This window comes from Streptomyces sp. NPDC101178 (assembly GCF_044767965.1).
Classification (GTDB): domain Bacteria; phylum Actinomycetota; class Actinomycetes; order Streptomycetales; family Streptomycetaceae; genus Streptomyces.
The window spans coordinates 334,981-354,055 of record NZ_JBIWOZ010000009.1; the positions used below are offsets into that span (position 1 = coordinate 334,981).

The 19,075-nt window shown below is 71.0% G+C and carries 19 protein-coding genes; 7 read left to right on the forward strand and 12 right to left on the reverse strand.

Annotated features, from left to right (window positions below; all coding sequences use genetic code 11):
• Positions 1-128 precede the first annotated feature (128 nt).
• Positions 129-1,247, forward strand: coding sequence for a glycoside hydrolase family 43 protein (locus ACIRR8_RS26075; RefSeq protein WP_404069246.1), 1,119 nt, complete (start codon positions 129-131; stop codon positions 1,245-1,247).
• 36 nt (positions 1,248-1,283) lie between these two features.
• Here the strand turns inward: ACIRR8_RS26075 and ACIRR8_RS26080 are convergent, their stop codons facing one another.
• Positions 1,284-1,595 (reverse strand): hypothetical protein, encoded by a 312-nt coding sequence (locus ACIRR8_RS26080; protein ID WP_404069248.1) that lies wholly within the window; start codon positions 1,593-1,595, stop codon positions 1,284-1,286.
• A 56-nt stretch (positions 1,596-1,651) separates the two neighbouring features.
• A complete protein-coding gene (locus ACIRR8_RS26085) occupies positions 1,652-1,933 on the reverse strand; it encodes a hypothetical protein (RefSeq protein ID WP_404069250.1) in 282 nt (93 codons plus the stop codon).
• Positions 1,934-2,168: 235 nt separating this feature from the next.
• On the opposite strand from ACIRR8_RS26085, the gene ACIRR8_RS26090 reads away from it, so the two are divergent.
• Complete coding sequence (locus ACIRR8_RS26090; RefSeq protein ID WP_404069252.1) at positions 2,169-2,915, forward strand: phosphotransferase family protein; 747 nt, start codon at positions 2,169-2,171, stop codon at positions 2,913-2,915.
• A gap of 55 nt (positions 2,916-2,970) precedes the next feature.
• Here the strand turns inward: ACIRR8_RS26090 and ACIRR8_RS26095 are convergent, their stop codons facing one another.
• The 7 genes from ACIRR8_RS26095 to ACIRR8_RS26125 all read right to left on the reverse strand — a co-directional run bounded on the left by ACIRR8_RS26095 (position 2,971) and on the right by ACIRR8_RS26125 (position 8,612).
• Positions 2,971-3,405, reverse strand: a complete 435-nt coding sequence (locus ACIRR8_RS26095; RefSeq protein WP_404069254.1) for a DUF397 domain-containing protein — start codon at positions 3,403-3,405, stop codon at positions 2,971-2,973.
• A gap of 11 nt (positions 3,406-3,416) precedes the next feature.
• Positions 3,417-4,280, reverse strand: a complete 864-nt coding sequence (locus ACIRR8_RS26100; RefSeq protein ID WP_404069256.1) for a M23 family metallopeptidase — start codon at positions 4,278-4,280, stop codon at positions 3,417-3,419.
• A gap of 143 nt (positions 4,281-4,423) precedes the next feature.
• Entirely contained in the window at positions 4,424-5,044 is a 621-nt protein-coding gene (locus tag ACIRR8_RS26105) for a TOPRIM nucleotidyl transferase/hydrolase domain-containing protein (RefSeq protein WP_404069258.1), read from the reverse strand.
• Positions 5,045-5,113: 69 nt separating this feature from the next.
• Positions 5,114-6,190: a M20 family metallopeptidase gene (locus ACIRR8_RS26110; RefSeq protein ID WP_404069453.1), complete on the reverse strand. Its 1,077-nt coding sequence runs from the start codon at positions 6,188-6,190 to the stop codon at positions 5,114-5,116.
• A 108-nt stretch (positions 6,191-6,298) separates the two neighbouring features.
• Complete coding sequence (locus ACIRR8_RS26115) at positions 6,299-6,553, reverse strand: hypothetical protein (protein WP_404069260.1); 255 nt, start codon at positions 6,551-6,553, stop codon at positions 6,299-6,301.
• A gap of 91 nt (positions 6,554-6,644) precedes the next feature.
• On the reverse strand, positions 6,645-7,151 hold the full coding sequence (locus ACIRR8_RS26120) for a hypothetical protein (RefSeq protein ID WP_404069262.1): 507 nt from the start codon (positions 7,149-7,151) through the stop codon (positions 6,645-6,647).
• A 366-nt stretch (positions 7,152-7,517) separates the two neighbouring features.
• A complete protein-coding gene (locus ACIRR8_RS26125; RefSeq protein WP_404069264.1) occupies positions 7,518-8,612 on the reverse strand; it encodes a MarR family transcriptional regulator in 1,095 nt (364 codons plus the stop codon).
• Between the two features lie 497 nt (positions 8,613-9,109).
• On the opposite strand from ACIRR8_RS26125, the gene ACIRR8_RS26130 reads away from it, so the two are divergent.
• Positions 9,110-10,678 (forward strand): PfkB family carbohydrate kinase, encoded by a 1,569-nt coding sequence (locus ACIRR8_RS26130; protein WP_404069266.1) that lies wholly within the window; start codon positions 9,110-9,112, stop codon positions 10,676-10,678.
• Positions 10,668-12,266, forward strand: coding sequence for a PfkB family carbohydrate kinase (locus ACIRR8_RS26135; RefSeq protein WP_404069268.1), 1,599 nt, complete (start codon positions 10,668-10,670; stop codon positions 12,264-12,266). The genes ACIRR8_RS26130 and ACIRR8_RS26135 overlap by 11 nt, the downstream gene beginning before the upstream one ends.
• Positions 12,267-12,344: 78 nt before the next feature.
• On the opposite strand, the gene ACIRR8_RS26140 is transcribed toward ACIRR8_RS26135, so the two are convergent.
• Together ACIRR8_RS26140 and ACIRR8_RS26145 are read right to left on the reverse strand one after the other, a co-directional pair.
• Positions 12,345-14,264: an AMP-dependent synthetase/ligase gene (locus ACIRR8_RS26140; RefSeq protein WP_404069270.1), complete on the reverse strand. Its 1,920-nt coding sequence runs from the start codon at positions 14,262-14,264 to the stop codon at positions 12,345-12,347.
• Between the two features lie 75 nt (positions 14,265-14,339).
• Positions 14,340-15,599: an acetyl-CoA C-acetyltransferase gene (locus ACIRR8_RS26145; RefSeq protein WP_404069272.1), complete on the reverse strand. Its 1,260-nt coding sequence runs from the start codon at positions 15,597-15,599 to the stop codon at positions 14,340-14,342.
• A gap of 124 nt (positions 15,600-15,723) precedes the next feature.
• Between ACIRR8_RS26145 and ACIRR8_RS26150 the strand changes: the two genes are divergently transcribed.
• The 3 genes from ACIRR8_RS26150 to ACIRR8_RS26160 are packed head-to-tail and all read left to right on the forward strand — an operon-like array spanning position 15,724 to position 18,330.
• Positions 15,724-17,043, forward strand: a complete 1,320-nt coding sequence (locus ACIRR8_RS26150) for a 3-oxoacyl-ACP reductase (protein ID WP_404069274.1) — start codon at positions 15,724-15,726, stop codon at positions 17,041-17,043.
• Positions 17,044-17,048: 5 nt separating this feature from the next.
• On the forward strand, positions 17,049-17,918 hold the full coding sequence (locus ACIRR8_RS26155; protein WP_404069276.1) for a MaoC/PaaZ C-terminal domain-containing protein: 870 nt from the start codon (positions 17,049-17,051) through the stop codon (positions 17,916-17,918).
• A 28-nt stretch (positions 17,919-17,946) separates the two neighbouring features.
• The gene (locus ACIRR8_RS26160) at positions 17,947-18,330 is read left to right on the forward strand and encodes a VOC family protein (RefSeq protein ID WP_404069278.1); all 384 of its coding nucleotides are present in this window, start codon (positions 17,947-17,949) and stop codon (positions 18,328-18,330) included.
• Between the two features lie 16 nt (positions 18,331-18,346).
• Here the strand turns inward: ACIRR8_RS26160 and ACIRR8_RS26165 are convergent, their stop codons facing one another.
• Positions 18,347-18,973 carry a TetR/AcrR family transcriptional regulator gene (locus ACIRR8_RS26165; RefSeq protein WP_404069280.1) on the reverse strand — a complete coding sequence of 209 codons (627 nt, stop codon included), beginning with the start codon at positions 18,971-18,973 and terminating at the stop codon, positions 18,347-18,349.
• Positions 18,974-19,075 lie beyond the last annotated feature (102 nt).

The following is a 19,075-nucleotide window of genomic DNA, read 5'->3' on the forward strand; positions in this document are numbered from 1 at the left end:
AACGATAGAAACCCCACCCGGACGCGCGCACCGGCCAGGCGGCCCCCACCCCACAGCCTCCGCCGCACCCTCCCCGCCCCTGTCCGCGCACCACCCCACCCGGAGGCACAACGGGAGCGAGCCAGCCCATGAGACTGTTCCGCCGCTCTTCCGCCCGAGGCACCCTGTGCGCCCTCGGCGCCCTGGCGCTGACCGGCGCCCTCACCGCCACCCTGCTCCTCTCCTCGCCCGACACCGCCCAAGGAGCCCCGCCCGCAGGGGAGTCGGGCACGCAGGGCCAGACGAGCCTGCGCGCGGCCGACCCCAGCGTGCTGAGAGTCGGCAGCACGTACATCGGCGTCCAGTCGACCGGCGGAGGCATCGTCGTACGCCAGGCCTCGTCGACGGGCGGCCTCGCCACGGCACCCGCCCGCCAGGTCTGGTCGGACACGCGCGGCCGGGGCGAGGTCTGGGCACCGGAGATCGTGATGGACGGCGGCCGATACTACATCTACTTCACGGCCGGCCGGGGCGCCGCGCACCGGATGTTCGTGATCAGCTCCGCCAACTCCGACAGCGGTTACGGCGCCGAGACGCAACTCGCCCTGCCCGACGGCAAGTGGGCGATCGACGGCACGCTCTTCACCTTCAACGGCCAGCGCTGGTTCGTCTGGTCGGGCTGGGCGGGCGACACGAACGTGGAGCAGAACCTCTACATCGCCCGCATGAGCAGCCCCACGCAGCCCACGGGCGCCCGGCACATCATCTCGCAGCCGCGCGAGAGCTGGGAGCGGGTGGTGGGCAACCCGTTCATCAACGAGAGCCCGGAGGCCATCAAGGACCCCAACGGCCAGCTGCACATCGTGTATTCGGCCAACGGCAGCTGGAGCGACCAGTACTGCCTGGCGGACCTGCGCCTGCGGGCGGGCGGCGACCCCACGAACGTATGGGACTGGTACAAGTCGAACGGCTGCCTGTTCGGCTCCAACCGGGCGACGATGATGGCGGGTTGGGACCCGACGCTGTACGTGAACGGCCCCGGCCACCACACGTTCGTCCTGCTGCACGGCGACATCAACACGAGCCCGCCGGCGGGCCAGAGGTTCCCGTCGATGTTCCACGCGGTCCCGAAGGGCACACCGTACGAGTGGGCCAACCGCCATTGGTACACGGGCACGTTCGCGTGGTGGGGCAACACGACGTACTCGCGGGCCAACGTGCCGGGGCCGAACACGAACACGGGGTGGAGCCTGAAGTTCTTCGAGTGAGCCGAGCCGCCCCGGAGTTGCCCCCTCGCCGCTCCCCTATCCGTCGACGACGAACCGCTCCACCCCTGTGTCGGTGAGCGAGTCGAGGGAGTCCAGCTGTTCCGCGGCGCGGACGAGGTCCTCGTACTCCGACCGCAGGACGGAGAACCGGGAGTACTGGATCAGCAACCCGATGTCGTCCATGGCCAAATCGGTCTCGTCGTTCTCCACCATGTGAACGACCGATGTCAGGGCGCTGACCAGCTGCGGCCGGTCAGCGAGCCGGCGGATCATGCGCAGGGCGACGGAGCGGATGACGGCACCGGGCGGGTCCAGGGGCGGGTTTCCGGGCGGGTTCCTGCGGCACATGTACGGAGGCTCTTCCTCTGAGGAACGCGGGAGTGGCGGCAATGCGGGCGCTGCCCTTACCTGACCACAATCAGTTCCCGATCGGCCCCCAGATCGAGTCGCATAGCGTCCCGGAGTCCTTCGAGCGCCGCCTCGTACTCGGCTCGGCCCCCTGAGTACGCCTCGTCTCCGGCGAGCGTGCCGGCTGCGGCAAGATCCCGCACGTCGCGCAGCCGGCGAAAGGCGTTCTCGGAGGCGACGAACACGTTCGGCGCGGCCGTGATCGACATCTGATAGCGCACGCCGTAACAGGGAACAAAGCTGTCACGTGCGGAGCGCTCTCGTTCGGCCGAGCTCATGGTTGGCTCGCGGGCCAGGCTACGGAAGTCGTTGCGGGCCTGGGAGAGACACGTGACACCGTAAGCCCCGGCCGGGTGAATGAGGCGGGGCGGGGATGAGTCCGTCGCGGACCTTGATGTCGTACGCGGAGTCGCTCTCGCACCACATGCCTCCTCCGCCTACTCGCGTCGGCCACGTAAGCGCACGCGATAAAGCCGGCGACGTCGGGGAGCACCCCCGGGATACTGGTCGCCCATGGATGAGCTCGAAGTCGTCGTCGCCCATTCCGAGCGTGCGACGCTGCGCGTCGGCGACGTGTTCCTGAAGGTGGACGCCGATCAGGCGCGCATCGATGCCGAGGTCGAGGCGATGTCCCTCGCACCGGTCCCGACCCCGCAGGTCCTGTGGCGCAAGCCGCCCGTGCTCGCCATCGCAGCGCTTCCGGGGACCACGCTCGGACGCCTCGGCGGACCGTCGACCGGGTCACCGGAGGCATGGACCGCAGCGGGCGCGACCATCCGGAAGCTCCACGACGCACCGCTGCCGCCCCGGCCCGGCCGGGCCGGCCGGAGCACCGCCGCGCTGACTGCGGAACTCGACGCCGAGTGCGAGCTGCTCATGGCGAACGGCCTGCTCCCCGCCGACCTGGTCACCCGCAACCGCCAGGTCGCCGAGGCCGCACTCCGGCCGTGGGCTCCGGCGTTCACCCACGGCGACCTGCAGATCGCGCACGTCTTCGTCGACGGCGACGAGGTCACGGGCATCATCGACTGGTCCGAGGCGGGCCGGGGTGATGCCCTGTACGACCTCGCCACCTTCACCCTCGGACACGAGGAGCACCTCGGCGACGTCCTCACCGGCTACGGCACCGACGTTGACCGCGGCGTGATCCACGCATGGTGGTCGCTGCGCAGCCTGCTGGCGGTCCGCTGGCTGACCGAGCACGGTTTCGACCCGTTCGCACCGGGCTGCGAGGTCGACGTGCTGAGATCCCGGATGTGAGGCTGCGCGGGCCCGGCTGCCAGGGGCTCTTGGAGCGAGCCGTCCCGTACGGCGGTTACGAAGGCCTGCCAGGGGGCGGGGCGAACGTGTGGGCGCCAAGGGTGCGGTCCTTGGTGTCGCGGACTGCGTGGCGGCCGGAGGGGAGGGCGGCGTGCTCGACACAGTCGTTGTTCGACCCGCTGTATGTGCTCCTGTGGCCGCGCGCAGACTCAAGCTCGGTCTTCGGAACGCGAGCCGATCCCTCGATCATGATCTGCTTTCCTCGATGAGGTCGCGAATCTACTGCCGGGATGCGGTGGGCGACGGCGCGGCGGCAGTCCGTACGCGGAGAGGAGCCGGATGTCGTGGAGTTGGGCACTCTCGACGCTCGGGCGGCTCGGCGGCCGATCGGGGCACTGCGGTTCTGAGGGCTCGCCGATGCGCCCCCGAGGATCCCCACAGGCCGTGCACGGGAAGGAAGCCGCCGCGGCCCTCCCGTGCACGGGGTCATGGGGAGCGCGGTCAGCAGTTCGGGATCACGGTCCCGTTGTTGTCGCGGGCCTCGTCGTTGCCCCAGCGGGAGAGGTAGTACGCGGAGACGTAGGCGTTGCGGCCGTTCTTGCCCGCGTAGACGCTGTCCAGGTCGGTGCGCAGCCACCAGTGGTTGAACTGGGTCGCCGTACCGACGCGGGCACCCCACACCTTGCAGTAGACGTAGTTCGTACCGGCGTTGAGAATGCCCTGCGCGTCGGCGGTGTTGGGGGCCGCGTAGCCGGTGGCGTTGGCGAAGGTGTCGACCCAGTACTTGCCGACCCCACCGCCGCAGCCATTGTCGCTGGTGAGGTACTTGGCGTAGTACGAGCCCGGATAGGGGCTCAGTGACTGGCCGTTGATCACGATGTTCTGGCCGACTCCGTTGAGGAGCTGCTCGTAGTGGATGTGGGCGCCGGAGCTGTTGCCGGTGGATCCGGTGGTGCCGATCTGCTGGCCCTGGCCGACGCGCGCCCCGTTGGCGACGGAGAAGGCGTTGAGGTGGAAGTAGTAGGTCTGCCAGCCGCCGCCGTGGTCGATGGAGATGTAGTTGCCCGCGCCGCTGGGCTGGGAGTGGCGGTAGGCCGTACCGGGGGCGGAAGCGAGGACCGGGGAGCCGGCGGTGGCGCCGCCGTCGGTGCGGACGAAGTCGAGAGCCCGTCTGACCTCGGCGGAGTGGTGGCTGTAGGTCCACTGCTGGCCGCAGGCGTACGGCGCCTTGAAGTTGGGCGCGGCGGCCGCGGGGGACGCGGTGGCGGTGACGGTGAGGAGTCCGCCGAGAAGTGCCAGCAGGGCGAGGAGGCTCGTACGCGTACGGGCATGGGTACGGGATGGCGTTCGGGGAGAGCGGCGCATGGGTGGGGAATCCTCCGGGTCGACAACCGTGCAGTGGGGTGCGGGGTGTGCGAAGTGCCGTGGAATCTACGCGAGTTGAACGGACACCAGAGTGCCGCAACGCGGGCCGGGTGGACAGACCGCGTGTCCCGGGAACCTTGTACTCAGAGGTGGGCGAGCAGGTCGTCGAGCGGGGCGGGCACCTGGTCGGCGGCCAGGGCTTCGACGAGGACGCGGCCGTAGTGAATCTTGCGCCCCTTCTTCGTACCGAGAAAGCGCCTCAACTGCTGCTGCGGGGCACGGCCTTGCTGGGCGGGCTGCCGCAGGAAGATCTGGAGCGCGCGCAGGTCGCCCTCCGCCTGGACGAGCTCCTCCACGCGCGGCACGCCGAGGGCGCGGATCAGCTCCTCCTCCAGATCGGCCGCGCAGACGAAGAACTCCTGCTCCGCCCCCGCCCCGGCCCGCTCCCACCCTCGCTCGTAGAAGCCGCGCTCCCGCTCGTCGCAGAGGCCGGTGAGGCGGACACCCAGCCCGGAGGGCCCGAGGAGACCGGCGAAACGGGCGACGCTCATCGCGCCGCCCATGGGGAGGACGCAGACCCCCTCGGCGGCGAGGTCCCGGCCACGGCTCTCGGCCAGCGCGTTGACGGCGGCGGCGTCGCTGGGGCCTTCCAGGAGGACGGCGGTCCGTACGGGGAGCTGTTCGGCCAGCTCACGGGCGGGTTCGGGCGGCCCGCCTGCCACCCATGCGGTGACCGCCTCGCGGAATGCCTCCATGTCAGCCATGGGGCGAGTCTCCGCTCTCGGCGGCCGGGACGGTAACGAATTTGCGGCGACACTCCGGGCGGAGGCGCCCTACGCCTTCGGCGCGCGCTGGATGGCGCTCACCAGCCCGGCCGCCAGCTGGGCGCGCTCGGCCATGGCGTCGACGACGACGTACTCATGGTCGGCGTGGGCGCCGCCGCCGACCGCGCCCAGGCCGTCGAGCGTCGGCACGCCCAGAGCGGCGGTGAAGTTGCCGTCGCTGCCGCCGCCGACCGCCTTGGCGTCGATACCGGGCTGCAACTGCTGTGCCAGCACGAAGAGTTCGGCAGCGGCGGAGGCGGGCATGGGAGGCCGCCCGATGGACCCCTCGACCGTGATCCGCGCCCCGTCCACATGGGGCGCGAGCCCGGCGAAGGCGGCTTCGACGCGCTCCTTCTCCTCGGCCGACTCCACCCGGACGTCGACGACGACGGTGGCCTCGGCGGGTACGACGTTCTCCAGGGTCCCGGCGGACGCGACGGTCGGGGTGACCGTCGTCCCGAGCTCGGGCCGGCTGAGGGCGGCGATGTCCAGCACCTGGTACGCGGCTTCGACGAGGGCGTTGACCCCGGCCTCCGGCTCCAGCCCGGCGTGCGAGGCCCGCCCCGCGATGGAGACCCGGAACGCGCCGCAGCCCTTGCGCGCGGTCTTCAGGGCTCCCCCGTCGGCGGCCCCCTCGAAGACGAGCACGGCACCGCAGGCGCGGGCCCGCTCCTCGATGAGCGCCCGGGAGGAGAAGGAACCGACCTCCTCGTCGGCGGTCACGAGGATCTCCACGCCGGACCGGTCCCGCTCGTCGAGCGTCGCCAGCCCGTGAACGGCCTGCACGAGACCGCCGAGCATGTCGAAGACACCGGGCCCGGTCGCGCGCCCGTCCGCGACGGTGAACGGCCGGCGGGCGAGCGTACCGAGCGGGAACACCGTGTCGTGGTGGCCGAGGACCAGCACCCGGGGCTCACCACCGCCCGCCCAGTGCACATGCGTCCCACCCTCGTTCACGATGAGCACGGCCTGACCGCCGAGACGGTTCTCGATGACGGTGGCGACGGCTTCGGCGGACGCGGCCAAGGCGTCGAGGTCACGCGAGGGGGACTCGATCTCGACGAGCGTACGGAGGTCTTCGAGCATGGCATCGGTGGCGGTGGCGTCGATATTGACGTTGGCGTTGTCGTGGCTGGTCACGCGGCCAGCGTAGTGGTCATGCGGGCCGGGGAGAGGGCCTGCCGCCCTCCCCTGTCAGCCGCGCCAGAACTGCCAGCGGGCGTGGGGCGGTTCGCAGTTGCCGGCGGCGACGGTTTGCCAGTAGGCGCGTTCGATGGCCTCTTCCTGTTCCGCCGACCCTGGCTCCGACGTCAGCGACAACACCGAGTACGAACAGTCCGGCCGGACGGATTGGGCGGCGAACGCGCCGATGGCTCCGGCGACCAGCGCCGTGACGGTGCAGGCGACGAGGAGAAGCCGACGGGTGTCGGCGGGTATCTGGGAGATCACCTGCGCATGGTACGGAGCGTCTCGGCGGCCCCGAAGTGGGGCCGCTTGCGGTGAGGCGGTGGAGACCCGGAAGGGTGTCTCCGCTGGGTGGTTACGTGGGAACTCCGGCCCGGTCCAGGACAGCGGTCATCTCGTCCTCGGGGAGCGCGGGATTGGCCGCCGCGCTGGAAGCCAGCTCGGGTCTGACGGAGACCGCGAGCCGTACGTCCTCGTCGAGGTCGACGGCGAGCCGCTCCACGAGGTCGGCGGGCAGCGACGGGTTCTCGGCGAGGGCGGCCAGGTGCGTCCGCTCGGCGACGCACCGTTCGGCGTCGGCGCGGTGGAGAAGCCCGTGGCGCAGCGCCTCGGCGGCGGACTTCGGGTCGCGGAGAAGTTCGGCGGTGAGGTGCGCATCCCGTCGGCACTCACCCAGTGCGGCGGCCCGCCGTACCTCGGGGTCGGAGCAGCAGCGGTGTCGGCAGCGCCGGGTTGCGGGCGAGTCCGTCCAGCGCGGACGCGTGGAACGCGACCATGGTTGCCCTACCTCTGTCTCTCGGCGGCCGGTTGCACCACCATGGTCCCCCTTCCCCCGCGTACGCGGGGACCACCACGTCCTCACCGGGACAGACGACGGACGCCGGGGACCACCCCCGCGTGCGCGGGGACCACCATCAGGTCAGCTCCTTGGGCATCTCGTAGGTGGGACCACCCCCGCGTGCGCGGGGACCACCCGTTGATCTGCGTGCCGTTGATCTGCCCGCCGGGACCACCCCCGCGTTCGCGGGGACCACCGTTCGTGACCTGCGGGTTTAGGTGGCCAGAGGCTCGTTTTTACTTGCTTCTCGAGAAACGGACATATCTCCCCCGAGGTGCGAGCGGGCTGCGCCCGGCGCTGCGTATGTCGGAAGTAAGTCTGCCCTCGCCGACTACAAAGGGACTTCTAATTCTCCGAGTTGGCAAGGGGGACATCCGCCGCCCGTCGGCCTCAGACGGCTTTGAGCAGGTCTCGGAGGTTGGCCATGCGGGCCTCGATGTCGGCGGCCTCGGTGGGGGCGACGGGGGTCTGTTCGGTGTCGGGTTGGCGGGTGGTGCGGCAGGGGCGGCAGAGCCCGTCGGGGAGGGCTTCCGGTTGGCCGGGGCGGCCGCAGTCGGTGCATTCGATGAGGACGCGGCGGGCCGGGGCGGAGTCAGGGGCGCCGGGTGAGGTGCTGGCTGCGGTGGGGATCCGGGGTGGGAGCTTGTCGGTGAGGCGTCTGCGGATGAAGCCGAGGGGGCTGTCGACCTGGGCGGGGAGTCCTGCGGTGAGGGCGCTGATCAAGTAGTCCACGCTGACGCCCCGGGCGAGCCACTCCGCCGCCAGGGGCTCCAAGGCGCCGCAGTCGCCGACGGAGAGGGGCAGGCGCCGGTCCTCGTGGCCGAGGCGGGCCAGAGCGAGGTACGCGGGGGAAGGAGCGGCTTCGGAGGAGTGAGGGGTCGCCGGGGCCTGAGCGGGAGCCGCGTCCGGGGCGGCTGACTCTGCGTCCGGCGCCTCAGCCTGAGTGCGTTGACGCGGTACGGCGGTGGCCTCGGAAGCCCCGTCCGCAGCGGTCTCCTCCGGCGCGGGCGGCGGTTCCTCGTCCGGGACCCAGGGCGGCGGCGGGGTGGTCGCCTCCGGTTCCGGGCCCGCCGTCTGGGCGGTCTTCTCGGTGGCGAGGTAGGTGGTCCACCACTCGTTGTCGTGGGCGGTGCGGGACCAGAACGTGCGGAACACCCACCGCATCTCCTCGCCCGCGCCGACCGCGCACCGTACGCGCCGCAGGTGCCCGGCCACCGACAGGGCGGTCAGGGCGCTACTGATGGCCTGCTGTCCGTAGAGCGGGAGCTGCTTGGCCAGTTCCTTCACGCTCATCGCCGCACCCTCGGGGAGATGGTCGACGTAAGAGGCCACGTACCGCTCGCGCACAGGGAGAACGCCGAAGTCGCGCGGCGTGCGCTCAGGTTGGCCGGGTGCGGAGCGTTTGCCGTAGCCGGGCTTCGCCATCGGGTACGGGGCGGAGCGTGCGGGGGCGGGCAGGGCGGAGCTAGTGTGCTGAGTAGCCACGGGATCGCCTTCCACGGGATCGATCTTGCGGTCAGACCCCGGCCTGGTGCGCTAACACCGCGTCGGGGTCGCTTAGTTCTCGAACCGTAAGCACTCGTGACGCTCCGCCGCAAGCCGTCACCATTAGTCATACTTGCTCGCCGTTACGGGTCAGGGAGGTAGGGGAGGTTTCCCCTACCCCCCAATCTCACCCGCCAGTTAAAGAAGGCGCTCGAAGCCCGAAGCCCGCATCCCGACGCCCGTGTCCCGGGACCCTAGCTTCGGGCCCGACCTCGCCCACGTACCCCCGAAGGAGCGAACCGACCGGCCTCTGAAACTCGAACCCCGAACCCCGAACCCCGAACCCCGAAGCCCGAAGCTCGAAACCCGAACCCCGGGCGCGGACTGTGCAGCACGTCCCTCCAGCCCGCGCGGCGCTGAGGGTAGTTCGCCTCGCCGTCCGGGTATAGCGCACCTGGAACGGACCCGTTGGCTGGTGCACTGGTGAGGGGGCGGCCGTGGGGCCGGACGACAGTGGCGTGTACCCGGAGCGCAGTCCTGAAATTGTGGGATTCGGGGCGTTGAAAGTGGACCTGATCGCCAGTGCCTCGCGGCTGTCGCAGAAGATGGCCGAGCAGATCTCCGAATCGACCGCCCGGTTCGAATGGAACATCGAGGGGCCCGTCGATGAGGCCGTCATCACGAAGGCCATCGAGCGGCTGGGCGCATCCTCGTTGGACGCCTCGTTGGGCGGTTCCGCGTGGATCACCATTTTCGCACTCGCACAGATGCGTGTGGATATCCGCCTCGGCTATGTGGGAATCGCTGGACGGATCGAGACACCCGGGTTGTCCTTCATCCGGCAGATGGATCTTCTGGGGATAGACCGGCGGTGGGTGGCACGCCGAAGTGACCGGTTGAGCGGCATGTGCCTCTCCTTCCTCGATGATGTCGAGCGGGTCATGCTGACGCATCCCGGCGCGAACTTCGCCATGGCCGAGCATCTGCGCGACAACAGGGAGGCCATTGCGGCCTATCTGGCACGGGCGCAGGTCCTGCACGTCACCTCGTTCCTGGACAAAGTCACGCCGCCGCTCATGCTGGAGGTACTCACCGCGGCACGACGGCTCAATCCCCACCTGCGGATCAGTTTCGACCCGGGTTACGACTGGGCGGAACATCGCACCGACAGCATCGACGGAATTCTGGCTCTGAGCGATCTCCTGTTCGTGAACCACCGGGAACTCAAGGCCCTGGGCGATTACGAACCGGGAGAATCCGACGATATTCTGGCCGGCCGGGTTCTGGACCTGTGCGGTGCGGACTGCACCGTATTCGTCACCAAACGCTACGACCTGGTCGAGGTCTTCCGTTCCTCTGCGGCCGGGGTACTGGCGCAGCGTTTCCAGCTGCAGCGGCCCGGTCATGAGACGGCGATCGAGGACGCGACCGGCGCCGGGGACGTGTTTGCCGCCGCAGTGCTCACCGCATTGCTGTCACGACGCATACAGGTGGAACTGGGGTCCTACATCGGGCTGACCCTCGCCCGACACCGCCTGCACCATCAGCATGCGCCGGAGGTGGGTTCTCCACGTCTGGACCAAGGCTTTCTGCAATCCACCGAGAAGCTGACCGGCCCGGGCACCCGGCCCCCGGGGGTACTGGTCGCGCACGACGACGGCGCCGATCTGGGGTCGCTGCGCCGATTCCTGCAAGAGGACTGCCACCTGCCCGTGCGCGCTTTGGCGCGAGACCCGTCGGGCGGAGACGAGTACGCCCGGTTGATGCGTCAGCGGCTTGAGCGGTGCGGATTCGCGGTGTGCGTGCTGTCGGCCTCGCGGCTGATGGCGGGCGGAGGGCGTAGGGCCAGCGAGGACATCGTTCACCAAGTCGGCATCTTCCAGGGATACTACGGCTTCGGACGCGTGGCGATCCTGGCCGAGGAAGGCTGTGAAGCGCCGTCGAACATTGCCGGACTGATTCGCCTTGACTTCGCACCCGGTCGCATGGACGCCACTTTCTGGGAGTTGGAGAGAATGCTCGTGAGGGAAGGTTTTGTGCGCGGTGGTGGCCGATATGACCACTGATCTGAGCGCGGATCGGCCGGAAAAGCCCGCCTCCGATTTCGCTCTGGATGTGGTCGGGATCGGTGCGCTCAACCTCGACTACATCACCACCGCCTCCCGCGCCGCCGCGCCGGAAGCCGGCTCCGGGGCCGCTTTGAGCACCCGCATCGTCGGCCTCCTGGACGAGGGCCGGCCGGTGCCCGAGTGGGGAACCGAGACGGCGGTGGACGAGCACATCGTGTACGCGGCCCTGGAGGCGACGGATGCCGCGTCGCTCCAAACCGCTCTGGGCGGTTCCGCGTTCAACGCGATCAACACCCTCGCGCAACTCCAGCTCGACCTGCGTCTGGGCTATGTGGGAGTCGCCGGCCGGGTCCCAGGCCCCGGCCTGTCAGCTCTCGCACATCTGGAGGCCATGGGCGTCGATCACCAGATGGTCTTCCCCGACGACACGCGCCTGTGCGGAGTGTGTTTCTCCTTCACCGAGGACGGTGAGCGCACCTTGCTCACCCATGCGGGCGCGAACGCCGCGATGGCGGACCACCTTGAGCGCTCCTTCGACGACCTCGTCCGCTATCTGGCCTCCGCGCGGGTCGTCCATGTCACCTCCTTCCTCGACGAGCGCACCCCCAGGACGCTGCTGGCCCTGCTCCACGAGGTGAAGAGGGTCAGCCCCTCGACGCGGATCAGCTTCGACCCCGGTCACGTGTGGAGCCTCTCGCCGACGCCCGAGGTGCGGGGCATGGTGGCTCTGGCCGACTATCTGCTCCTGAATCACCGCGAGTTCCGTGAACTGGGCCAGCGGGCACCCGCGGACTCCGACGAGGACATCGCCGCACGGCTGCTGGAACATGTGGCCGGTGACCGCAGCGTGATCGTGGTCAAGCGCCGCACCGGTATCCAGACCTGGCGCCGGGAAACGGGCAAGGCCCTGGGCAGCTTCTACCCGCAGGCCGTGCTCGCCGACGACCAGATCGAGGACGCCACCGGGGCAGGCGACGTTTTCGCTGCGGGGCTGCTCGCCGTCCTCACCGGTGACCGGCTCCAGATCGAGCTGGGAGCCATCCTCGGGATGACCCTGGCCCGTCACAAACTGCGCTACGTCGGTAGTCACGGGCACGCCCAACTGGCACAGGTGACAGCCGACTTCATCCGGTCGGTGGACGCGGCCCGGCGCACCGCCGCTCTCCCCGGCGGCGTGTTCGTCGCTCACGGCAGAAACCCGGAATGGCTGGCGGTGAAGGCGTTTGTCGAGCAGCGCTTCGGCGTACCGGTCTACTCCTTCGAGTCGGACGCCTGGGGCAGCCGCCCGGTCACCGAGGCCCTCAGCGACTACCTTCAGCGGTGCGACTTCGCCATCTGCGTGCTGACCGCCGAGGACGCCACCAGCGAAGGGCACCGCGTCGCCCGCCAGAACGTCATCCATGAGATCGGACTCTTCCAGGGGCGCTGCGGCTTCGATCGCGTCCTGGTACTGGCCGAGGAGGGCTGCGAGTTCATCCCCGCAGCCATCACCCCTCACACCCTCACCTTTCCGCGCCACGCCATCGACAAGACGTTCTGGCACCTCGACCGCACGATGCGGGCTCAGGGTTTCAGGCATGCGTGAGTCGGTGGACGCGGCAGCCACGCGAACGCCGCACGTGATCAGCGCACCTGGCTCACGATCAAGGCACCTCGGCCCCCCTCACCGCCGCCGGTACAACTCCTCGATCTCCCCCGCGAAGTCCCGCGCGATCGCGTCCCGCTTCAGCTTCAGCGACGGCGTCAAGTGCCCCCGCTCCTCCGTGAAGTCGACCGGCAGCACCACGAACTTCCGGATCGACTCCGCCCGCGACACCAGGCGGTTCGCCTCGTCCACCGCCTTCTGGAGCGACGTACGCAGCTCCTCGTCGTCGACCAACTCCCTTAGCGGCACGTCCTGTTTCTTCACCATCTGGCGCCAGTGCTGGAGGCCGTCCGGCTCCAGGGTGATCAGGGCCGTGATGTACGAGCGGTTGTCGCCGACCACCATGCACTGGCTGACCAAGGGGTGCGCGCGGAGCCAGTCCTCCAGCGGCGCCGGGGTGACGTTCTTGCCGCCCGACGTGATGATGATGTCCTTCTTGCGGCCCGTGATCGTCAGGTAGCCGTCCTCGTCCAGCGCGCCCAGGTCGCCCGTCGGGAACCAGTCGCCGTCCAGGAGGTACGGGACCGGCTCCGCGCGTTCCGTGTCCCAGTAGCCCCGGAACACCTGGCCGCCCCGCAGCAGCACCTCGCCGTCGTCCGCGATGCGCACCGAGGTGCCGGGGAGCGGCCAACCCACGGTGCCAAGGCGGGGTTTGAGGGGCGGGGTCACCGTGTGGGCCGCCGTCGTCTCCGTCAGGCCGTACCCCTCGAAGATGCCGATGCCGGCGCCCTCGTAGAACGCCGCGAGCCGGCGGCCCAGCGGGGAGCCACCGCAGATCACGTACCGGACCTTGCCGCCCAGCGCCGCCCGGATCCGGCGGTAGACCAGGGGGTCGTACAGGGCGCGGGCCGCGCGCAGGCCGAGGCCCGGGCCGGGACCCGTGCCGTGTTCGGCGGCCTCGACCGCCTTGCCGTACCGCTGCGCGATACGGGCCGCGCGGTCGAACGAGGACGCCCGGCCCATCTTCTCGGCCGTCGCCCGGCCCGTGTTGTAGACCTTCTCCAGGACGTACGGGATGGCGAGGAGGAAGGTGGGGCGGAAGCCCGCCAGGTCGGCCAGGAGGTCGTCCGTCTGGATGGAGGGGGCGTGGCCCAGGCGGACCCTCGCCCTCATGCAGCCGATCGCCACCATCCTCCCGAAGACGTGGGAGAGGGGGAGGAAGAGGAGCGTGGAGGCCGGGTCCTGCGAGACCGACTTGAAGACCGGGTGGAGGAGTTCGATCGCGTTGTCCACCTCGGCGAAGAAGTTGCCGTGGGTGAGGACACAGCCCTTCGGGCGGCCCGTCGTGCCCGAGGTGTAGATCAGGGTGGCGGGGGACTCCGGTTCCAACGTTGCGCGGCGGGCCGACACCGCCTCGTCGGGGATGTCCTTCCCCAGCGACTTCAGGTGGCCGATCGCCCCCGTGTCGAACTGCCACAGGTGTGCCAGGTCGCCCAGTTGCCTGCGTTCCTGGCTGATCAGGCGGCCCTGCTCCTTCGTCTCCACCGCGCACGCCACCGCGCCCGAGTCCTGGAGGATCCAGCGGGTCTGGAACGCGGAGGAGGTCGGGTAGATCGGTACCGTCACCAGGCCGGCCGCCCAGGAAGCGAAGTCCAGCAGCGTCCACTCGTACGTCGTGCGGGCCATGATCGCGACCCGGTCCCCCGCCCGCAGCCCCTCCGCCATCAGGCCCTTCGCCACCGCCAGCACCTCGGCGGCGAACTCGGCGGCGGTCACGTCGTGCCAGGTGGCGTCGGCGTCCTTGCGGCTCAGCACCGCCTCCGCCGGGGCCTCGCGGGCGTTGTCGAACGGGATCTCCGCCAGCGAACCCCGCAGGACCGGGGGTGCGAACGCCGGTACGGAGACCTCCTGGACCCGGCCGTCCGGGCCCCTCCTCTTCGTGGGTTCCACCAGGGTGGGCGTGGGGGCGGATGGCAGGGCGGGTGAAGGCGTTGACACGTGCGGCTCCTCAGTGGCGGGGGGTCGGGCGGGTCTTCGTCGCCGGGTCGTCCGTCCGGCAGATCACCAACGTGGCTACGGGCGTTCCAGAATGGCCGTCACGCCCTGGCCACCCGCCGCGCAGACCGAGATCAGCCCCCGTCCCGGGGCCTCCCGTTCCGCGAGCAGCTTGGCCAGCGTTGCGACGATCCGTGCGCCCGTGGCGGCGAACGGGTGGCCCGTCGCCAGCGAGGACCCGGCCACGTTCAGGCGGGTCCGGTCCAGCGGGGACAGGCCCTGCTTCTCCCAGGCGGCGAGGGTGGCCAGCACCTGGGAGGCGAACGCCTCATGGATCTCGTACAGGTCGAAGTCCTCGATGCCCAGGCCCGCTCGCTCCAGCAGACGCGGCACCGCGTACGCCGGGGCCATGAGCAGGCCGTCGTCGCCGTCGACGTAGTCCACCGCCGCCGTCTCGTGGAGCGTGAGGTAGGCCAGGGGCTCGAAGCCGCGCTCCCGGGCCCACTCCTCGCTTGCCAGGAGGACCGTCGCCGCGCCGTCCGTGAGGGGGGTGGAGTTGCCGGCGGTCATGGTCGGGTTGTCCATGGATGTGCCGAACACCGGCTTCAGCTTGGCGAGTTGCTCGGGCGTGGAGGTGGGGCGGAGGTTCTGGTCGCGGGTCAGGCCCCGGTACGGGACGACGAGGTCGTCCAGGAAGCCGCGTTCGTACGCCGCCGCCAGGCGCTGGTGGCTCGTGGCCGCCAGCCTGTCCTGGTCCTCGCGGCTCACCGCCCAGCGGCGGGCGGTACGGGCCGCGTGCTCGCCCATGGACAGGCCGGTGCGCGGCTCGGCGTTGCGCGGGATGTCGGGGACGAGGTGGCGGGGGCGTACGGCGGACAGGGCCTTGAGGCGGGCGGGCGTCGGCCTCGCACGGCGGGCCGCCAGCAGGATGCGGCGCAGGTCGTCGTTGACGCCGAGCGGAGCGTCACTCGTGGTGTCGGAGCCGCCCGCGATGGCCGAGTCCACGGCACCCAGGGCGATCTTGTTGGCGGCGGCGATCACGGCCTGGAGGCCCGTACCGCAGGCCTGCTGGATGTCGTACGCCGGTGTGCGCGGGTCCAGCGCGGAGCCGAGGACGGTCTCGCGGGCCAGGTTGAAGTCGCGGCTGTGCTTGAGGACCGCGCCCGCCACGAACTCGCCCACCCGCTGCCCGGCCAGGCCGTACCGCTCGACCAGTCCGCCGAGCGCGGCCGTCAGCAGGTCCTGGTTGGAGGCGGTGGCGTACGGGCCGTCCGAGCGGGCGAAGGGGGTGCGGCTGCCGCCGATGACGGCGACGCGGCGGAGGGCGGGGATGTTCATGGAGTCCGTCCGGGGGCCATGCGTACGGGAATCACCCGTCCGGTGTCGTTCATCTCGACCAGCTCCTGACTCTTGAGTAACCTTACTCTGGAGTAAATCTACGACCGAGCAGGGAGTCAGGACAATGGCCGATCGCTATCTGCACCTCACCGGCACAGCACCCGGCCGCTTCCTCACCAGCCGCCTCGGACTCCCGCAGCCCGCCCCGCTGCGCCGCTGGACCCTGGAGACCACGCACCTGGACGGGCCGCTGCTGCACCTGACGACGGGGGCGCCGGCGATCACGGGGGTGGCGGAGGCCCTGAGGACGTCGGGGCTCACCGTGACCGAGCGCGCCGACCGCCCCGCCGCGATCGTCCTCGACGCCACCGGGGTCGCCACCGCCGCCGGGCTCGGGGGCGTCCACGCCGCCCTGCACCCCGTCGTCCGCTCCCTCGCGCCGGGCGGGCGGATCGTCGTCCTCGGTGCGGTGCCGTCGCCCGACGACCACCACCAGGCCGCCGCCCAGCAGGCGTTGGAAGGGTTCGTCCGTTCACTGGGCAAGGAGATCGGGCGCGGCTCCACCGCCCAGCTCGTCCGGATTCCGGGCGGGGCGAGCGCCGATGCCGCCGGATCCACCCTCCGCTTCCTGCTCTCCCCCCGCTCCGCCTACGTCAGCGGCCAGGTCATCGAACTGACCTCCGCCGCCCCCGGCCCCGTCGCCGACCCGGCCGCCCCCCTCACCGGCCGCACCGCCCTGGTCACCGGGGCCGCCCGGGGTATCGGCGCCGCCGTCGCCTCGGTGCTCGCCCGCGACGGGGCCCGGGTCATCGCCCTGGACGTACCGGGAGCCCGCGAGGAGCTGGAACGTACCGCCGACCGGCTCGGCGCCACCGCCCTCCCCCTGGACATCACCGCCCCCGACGCCGCCGACCGGATCGCCGCGGCCGCACCCGACGGGCTCGGCGTCCTCGTCCACAACGCGGGCATCACCCGCGACCGCCGCCTCGCCAACATGCCTGCCGACCGCTGGGCCTCGGTGATCGAGGTCAACCTGGACAGCGTGCTCCGCACCACCGACGAGCTGCTGAAGGGCGGGGCCGTCACGCGCGGCGGCCGGATCGTCGCCACCGCTTCCATCGCGGGCATCGCCGGCAACACCGGGCAGACCAACTACGCGGCGAGCAAGGCCGGGATCATCGGGCTGGTCCGGTCGCTCGGCCCGCGCGCCGCCGCCGACCACGGCGTCACGGTCAACGCGGTGGCGCCGGGGTTCATCGAGACGAAGATGACGGCCGCCGTTCCGCTCTTCATCCGCGAGGCGGGCCGCCGTATGAACTCCCTTTCCCAGGGCGGCCTTCCGGTCGATGTCGCCGAGGCCGTCGCCTGGTTCGCCCAGCCCGACTCCACCGCCGTCAACGGCCAGGTGCTGCGGGTCTGCGGCCAGAGCCTCCTGGGAGCGTGAGCGCGATGAGCTCCCTCAGCGCCTCCCTCGTCCGCGGGGCCGTCACCTCGCCGTTCAAGCACCCCGGCCGGCCCGGCGCGACCCTGCCCGCCGACCGCCTCACCCTGCCCGCCGCCCCCGCCGCCGCCGGCCACCTGGCCGCGTACCGAAGGATCTGCGGCTTTCCGGCACCGGAATCCGGCCCGCTCCCGCTCACGTACCCCCATGTCCTCGCCTTTCCGCTCGCCATGCGGCTGATGACCGGGCGGGACTTCCCGCTGCCGGTCGTCGGGCTCGTCCACACCTGGATCGAGATCAGGAGCCACCGTCCCGTGCAGCCGGGGGAAGCGCTCGAACCGACTGTTTACGCGGCCGAGTTGACGGCTCACCGGCGCGGCACCGAGGTCACGATGGTGACCGAGGCGCGGGTGGGCGGGGAGCTGGTCTGGGAGTCGCGCAGCGGCTATCTCTCACGGCACGCGACGAAGGCCGAGGCGGGCCCGAGGAGCGAAGCGGGCCCGAAGGCCGAGGCGGCGCAGGCCCCCGATCTCCCCGCCGTCGCCGAGTGGCGGCTGCCCGGCGATCTCGGGCGGCGGTACGGAGCCGTCTCCGGCGACCGTAATCCGATCCACCTCCACCCACTCACCGCCCGCCTCTTCGGCTTCCCCCGGGCCATCGCGCACGGCATGTGGACGGCGGCCCGCTGCCTGGCCGAGGCGGACGGCGGTCCGGACCGAAGCGGTGGTGAACTCCGTACCGTCCGAGTCGAGTTCAGGGCGCCCGTCCTGCTGCCCGCCACCGTGACGTACGCGGCCGACCCGGCCGGGAACGCGTTCGCCCTGCGGAGTGCCGGCGGGCGCGTGCACCTCACCGGGACGGTGACGCGAGCGCTCTGAGAGAGCCGAACTCCTACACTGGGCCGCCATGGCATGCCGCATCAGTGAACTGGTCATCGAAGCCGCCGACGCCGAACGGCTCGCCGCGTTCTGGAGCGAGGTCCTCGGCTATGTCGAGATCGGCCGGGAGAGCGACGGGTCCATCGCGATCGGGCCGCCCGGCACCGGCTTCGGCGGCCCGCAGCCCACCCTCGTCCTGAGCCCCAACAGCGCGCCCCGGACCGGGCGGCTCCGGCTGCACATCGACGTCAGCGCCACCGACCGCGACCAGGACGCCGAGCTGGAGCGGCTCCTCGCCCTCGGCGCCAGGCCCGCCGACGTCGGGCAGACCGGAGAGGAGAGCTGGCACGTCCTGGCCGATCCGGAGGGCAACGAGTTCTGCCTCCTGTGCACCCGGATCCCGGCACTCTGACGCCTGAGGACCACCCCTACGACGCGTCCGCCGGCGCCTGCCACGGCCGGGCGTGCATCAGGTTCTCCAGGCCCGCCCAGGCGAAGTTCATCAGGGTCGCCGCGGCCTCCTTCGCCGAGACGCCCGGCGTGTCGTTGGCCCAGCCCGCCAGTGACTCGGCGGCACCCACCAAGGCCTGTGCGAGGCCCGCCACGTCCCGGTCCGCCAGGGCGGGGTCGCGGTGTGCCTCGCGGGCGGCGGCGCCGATCAGGCCCGTCACGAACGCGACGATCTCGTCGCGCATCACCACGACCTCGCTGATGAACGGCTCACCGTGGGAACGCGCCTGGCGGTGCAGGACCGCCCAGCCGTCCGGGTTCTCGGCGGTGTGGGTGAAGAACGCCCGCAGCCCCGACCAGAGTTGGCCGTCGGCGGGCAGCTCCGGGTCCACCCCGGCCCGCACCGCCGCCACCAGGGCTTCGGCCTCGCGCCGGATGCAGGCGGAGAACAGGTCCTCCTTGGAGTGCAGGTAGAGGTAGACCAAGGGCTTGGAGACGCCCGCCAGCTCGGCGATCTCGTCCATCGAGGCGGCCCGGTAACCGCGCTGCCCGAAGGTCTGCACCGCGGCGTCCATCATCTGCCGCTCCCGCACGGCGCGTGGCATCCGTTTGCTCTTCACCGCACCCACGTCCGACTTCCTCCCCGCGCTGCCGCCCTGCACCTGTCCAGGGTACGGCGCCGCGCCACCGACGCCGTCCGGGAAGCC

Coding starts and splice junctions, on each gene's coding strand:
- ACIRR8_RS26100 (WP_404069256.1), bottom strand. CDS start 4,280: ATGCGCCGCTCTCCCCGAACGCCATCCCGTACCCATGCCCGTACGCGT.
- ACIRR8_RS26105 (WP_404069258.1), bottom strand. CDS start 5,044: ATGGCTGACATGGAGGCATTCCGCGAGGCGGTCACCGCATGGGTGGCA.
- ACIRR8_RS26160 (WP_404069278.1), top strand. CDS start 17,947: ATGGCATGCCGCATCAGTGAACTGGTCATCGAAGCCGCCGACGCCGAA.
- ACIRR8_RS26090 (WP_404069252.1), top strand. CDS start 2,169: ATGGATGAGCTCGAAGTCGTCGTCGCCCATTCCGAGCGTGCGACGCTG.
- ACIRR8_RS26085 (WP_404069250.1), bottom strand. CDS start 1,933: ATGAGCTCGGCCGAACGAGAGCGCTCCGCACGTGACAGCTTTGTTCCC.
- ACIRR8_RS26165 (WP_404069280.1), bottom strand. CDS start 18,973: ATGCCACGCGCCGTGCGGGAGCGGCAGATGATGGACGCCGCGGTGCAG.
- ACIRR8_RS26075 (WP_404069246.1), top strand. CDS start 129: ATGAGACTGTTCCGCCGCTCTTCCGCCCGAGGCACCCTGTGCGCCCTC.
- ACIRR8_RS26150 (WP_404069274.1), top strand. CDS start 15,724: ATGGCCGATCGCTATCTGCACCTCACCGGCACAGCACCCGGCCGCTTC.
- ACIRR8_RS26110 (WP_404069453.1), bottom strand. CDS start 6,190: ATGCTCGAAGACCTCCGTACGCTCGTCGAGATCGAGTCCCCCTCGCGT.
- ACIRR8_RS26095 (WP_404069254.1), bottom strand. CDS start 3,405: ATGACCCCGTGCACGGGAGGGCCGCGGCGGCTTCCTTCCCGTGCACGG.
- ACIRR8_RS26135 (WP_404069268.1), top strand. CDS start 10,668: ATGACCACTGATCTGAGCGCGGATCGGCCGGAAAAGCCCGCCTCCGAT.
- ACIRR8_RS26155 (WP_404069276.1), top strand. CDS start 17,049: ATGAGCTCCCTCAGCGCCTCCCTCGTCCGCGGGGCCGTCACCTCGCCG.
- ACIRR8_RS26145 (WP_404069272.1), bottom strand. CDS start 15,599: ATGAACATCCCCGCCCTCCGCCGCGTCGCCGTCATCGGCGGCAGCCGC.
- ACIRR8_RS26080 (WP_404069248.1), bottom strand. CDS start 1,595: ATGTGCCGCAGGAACCCGCCCGGAAACCCGCCCCTGGACCCGCCCGGT.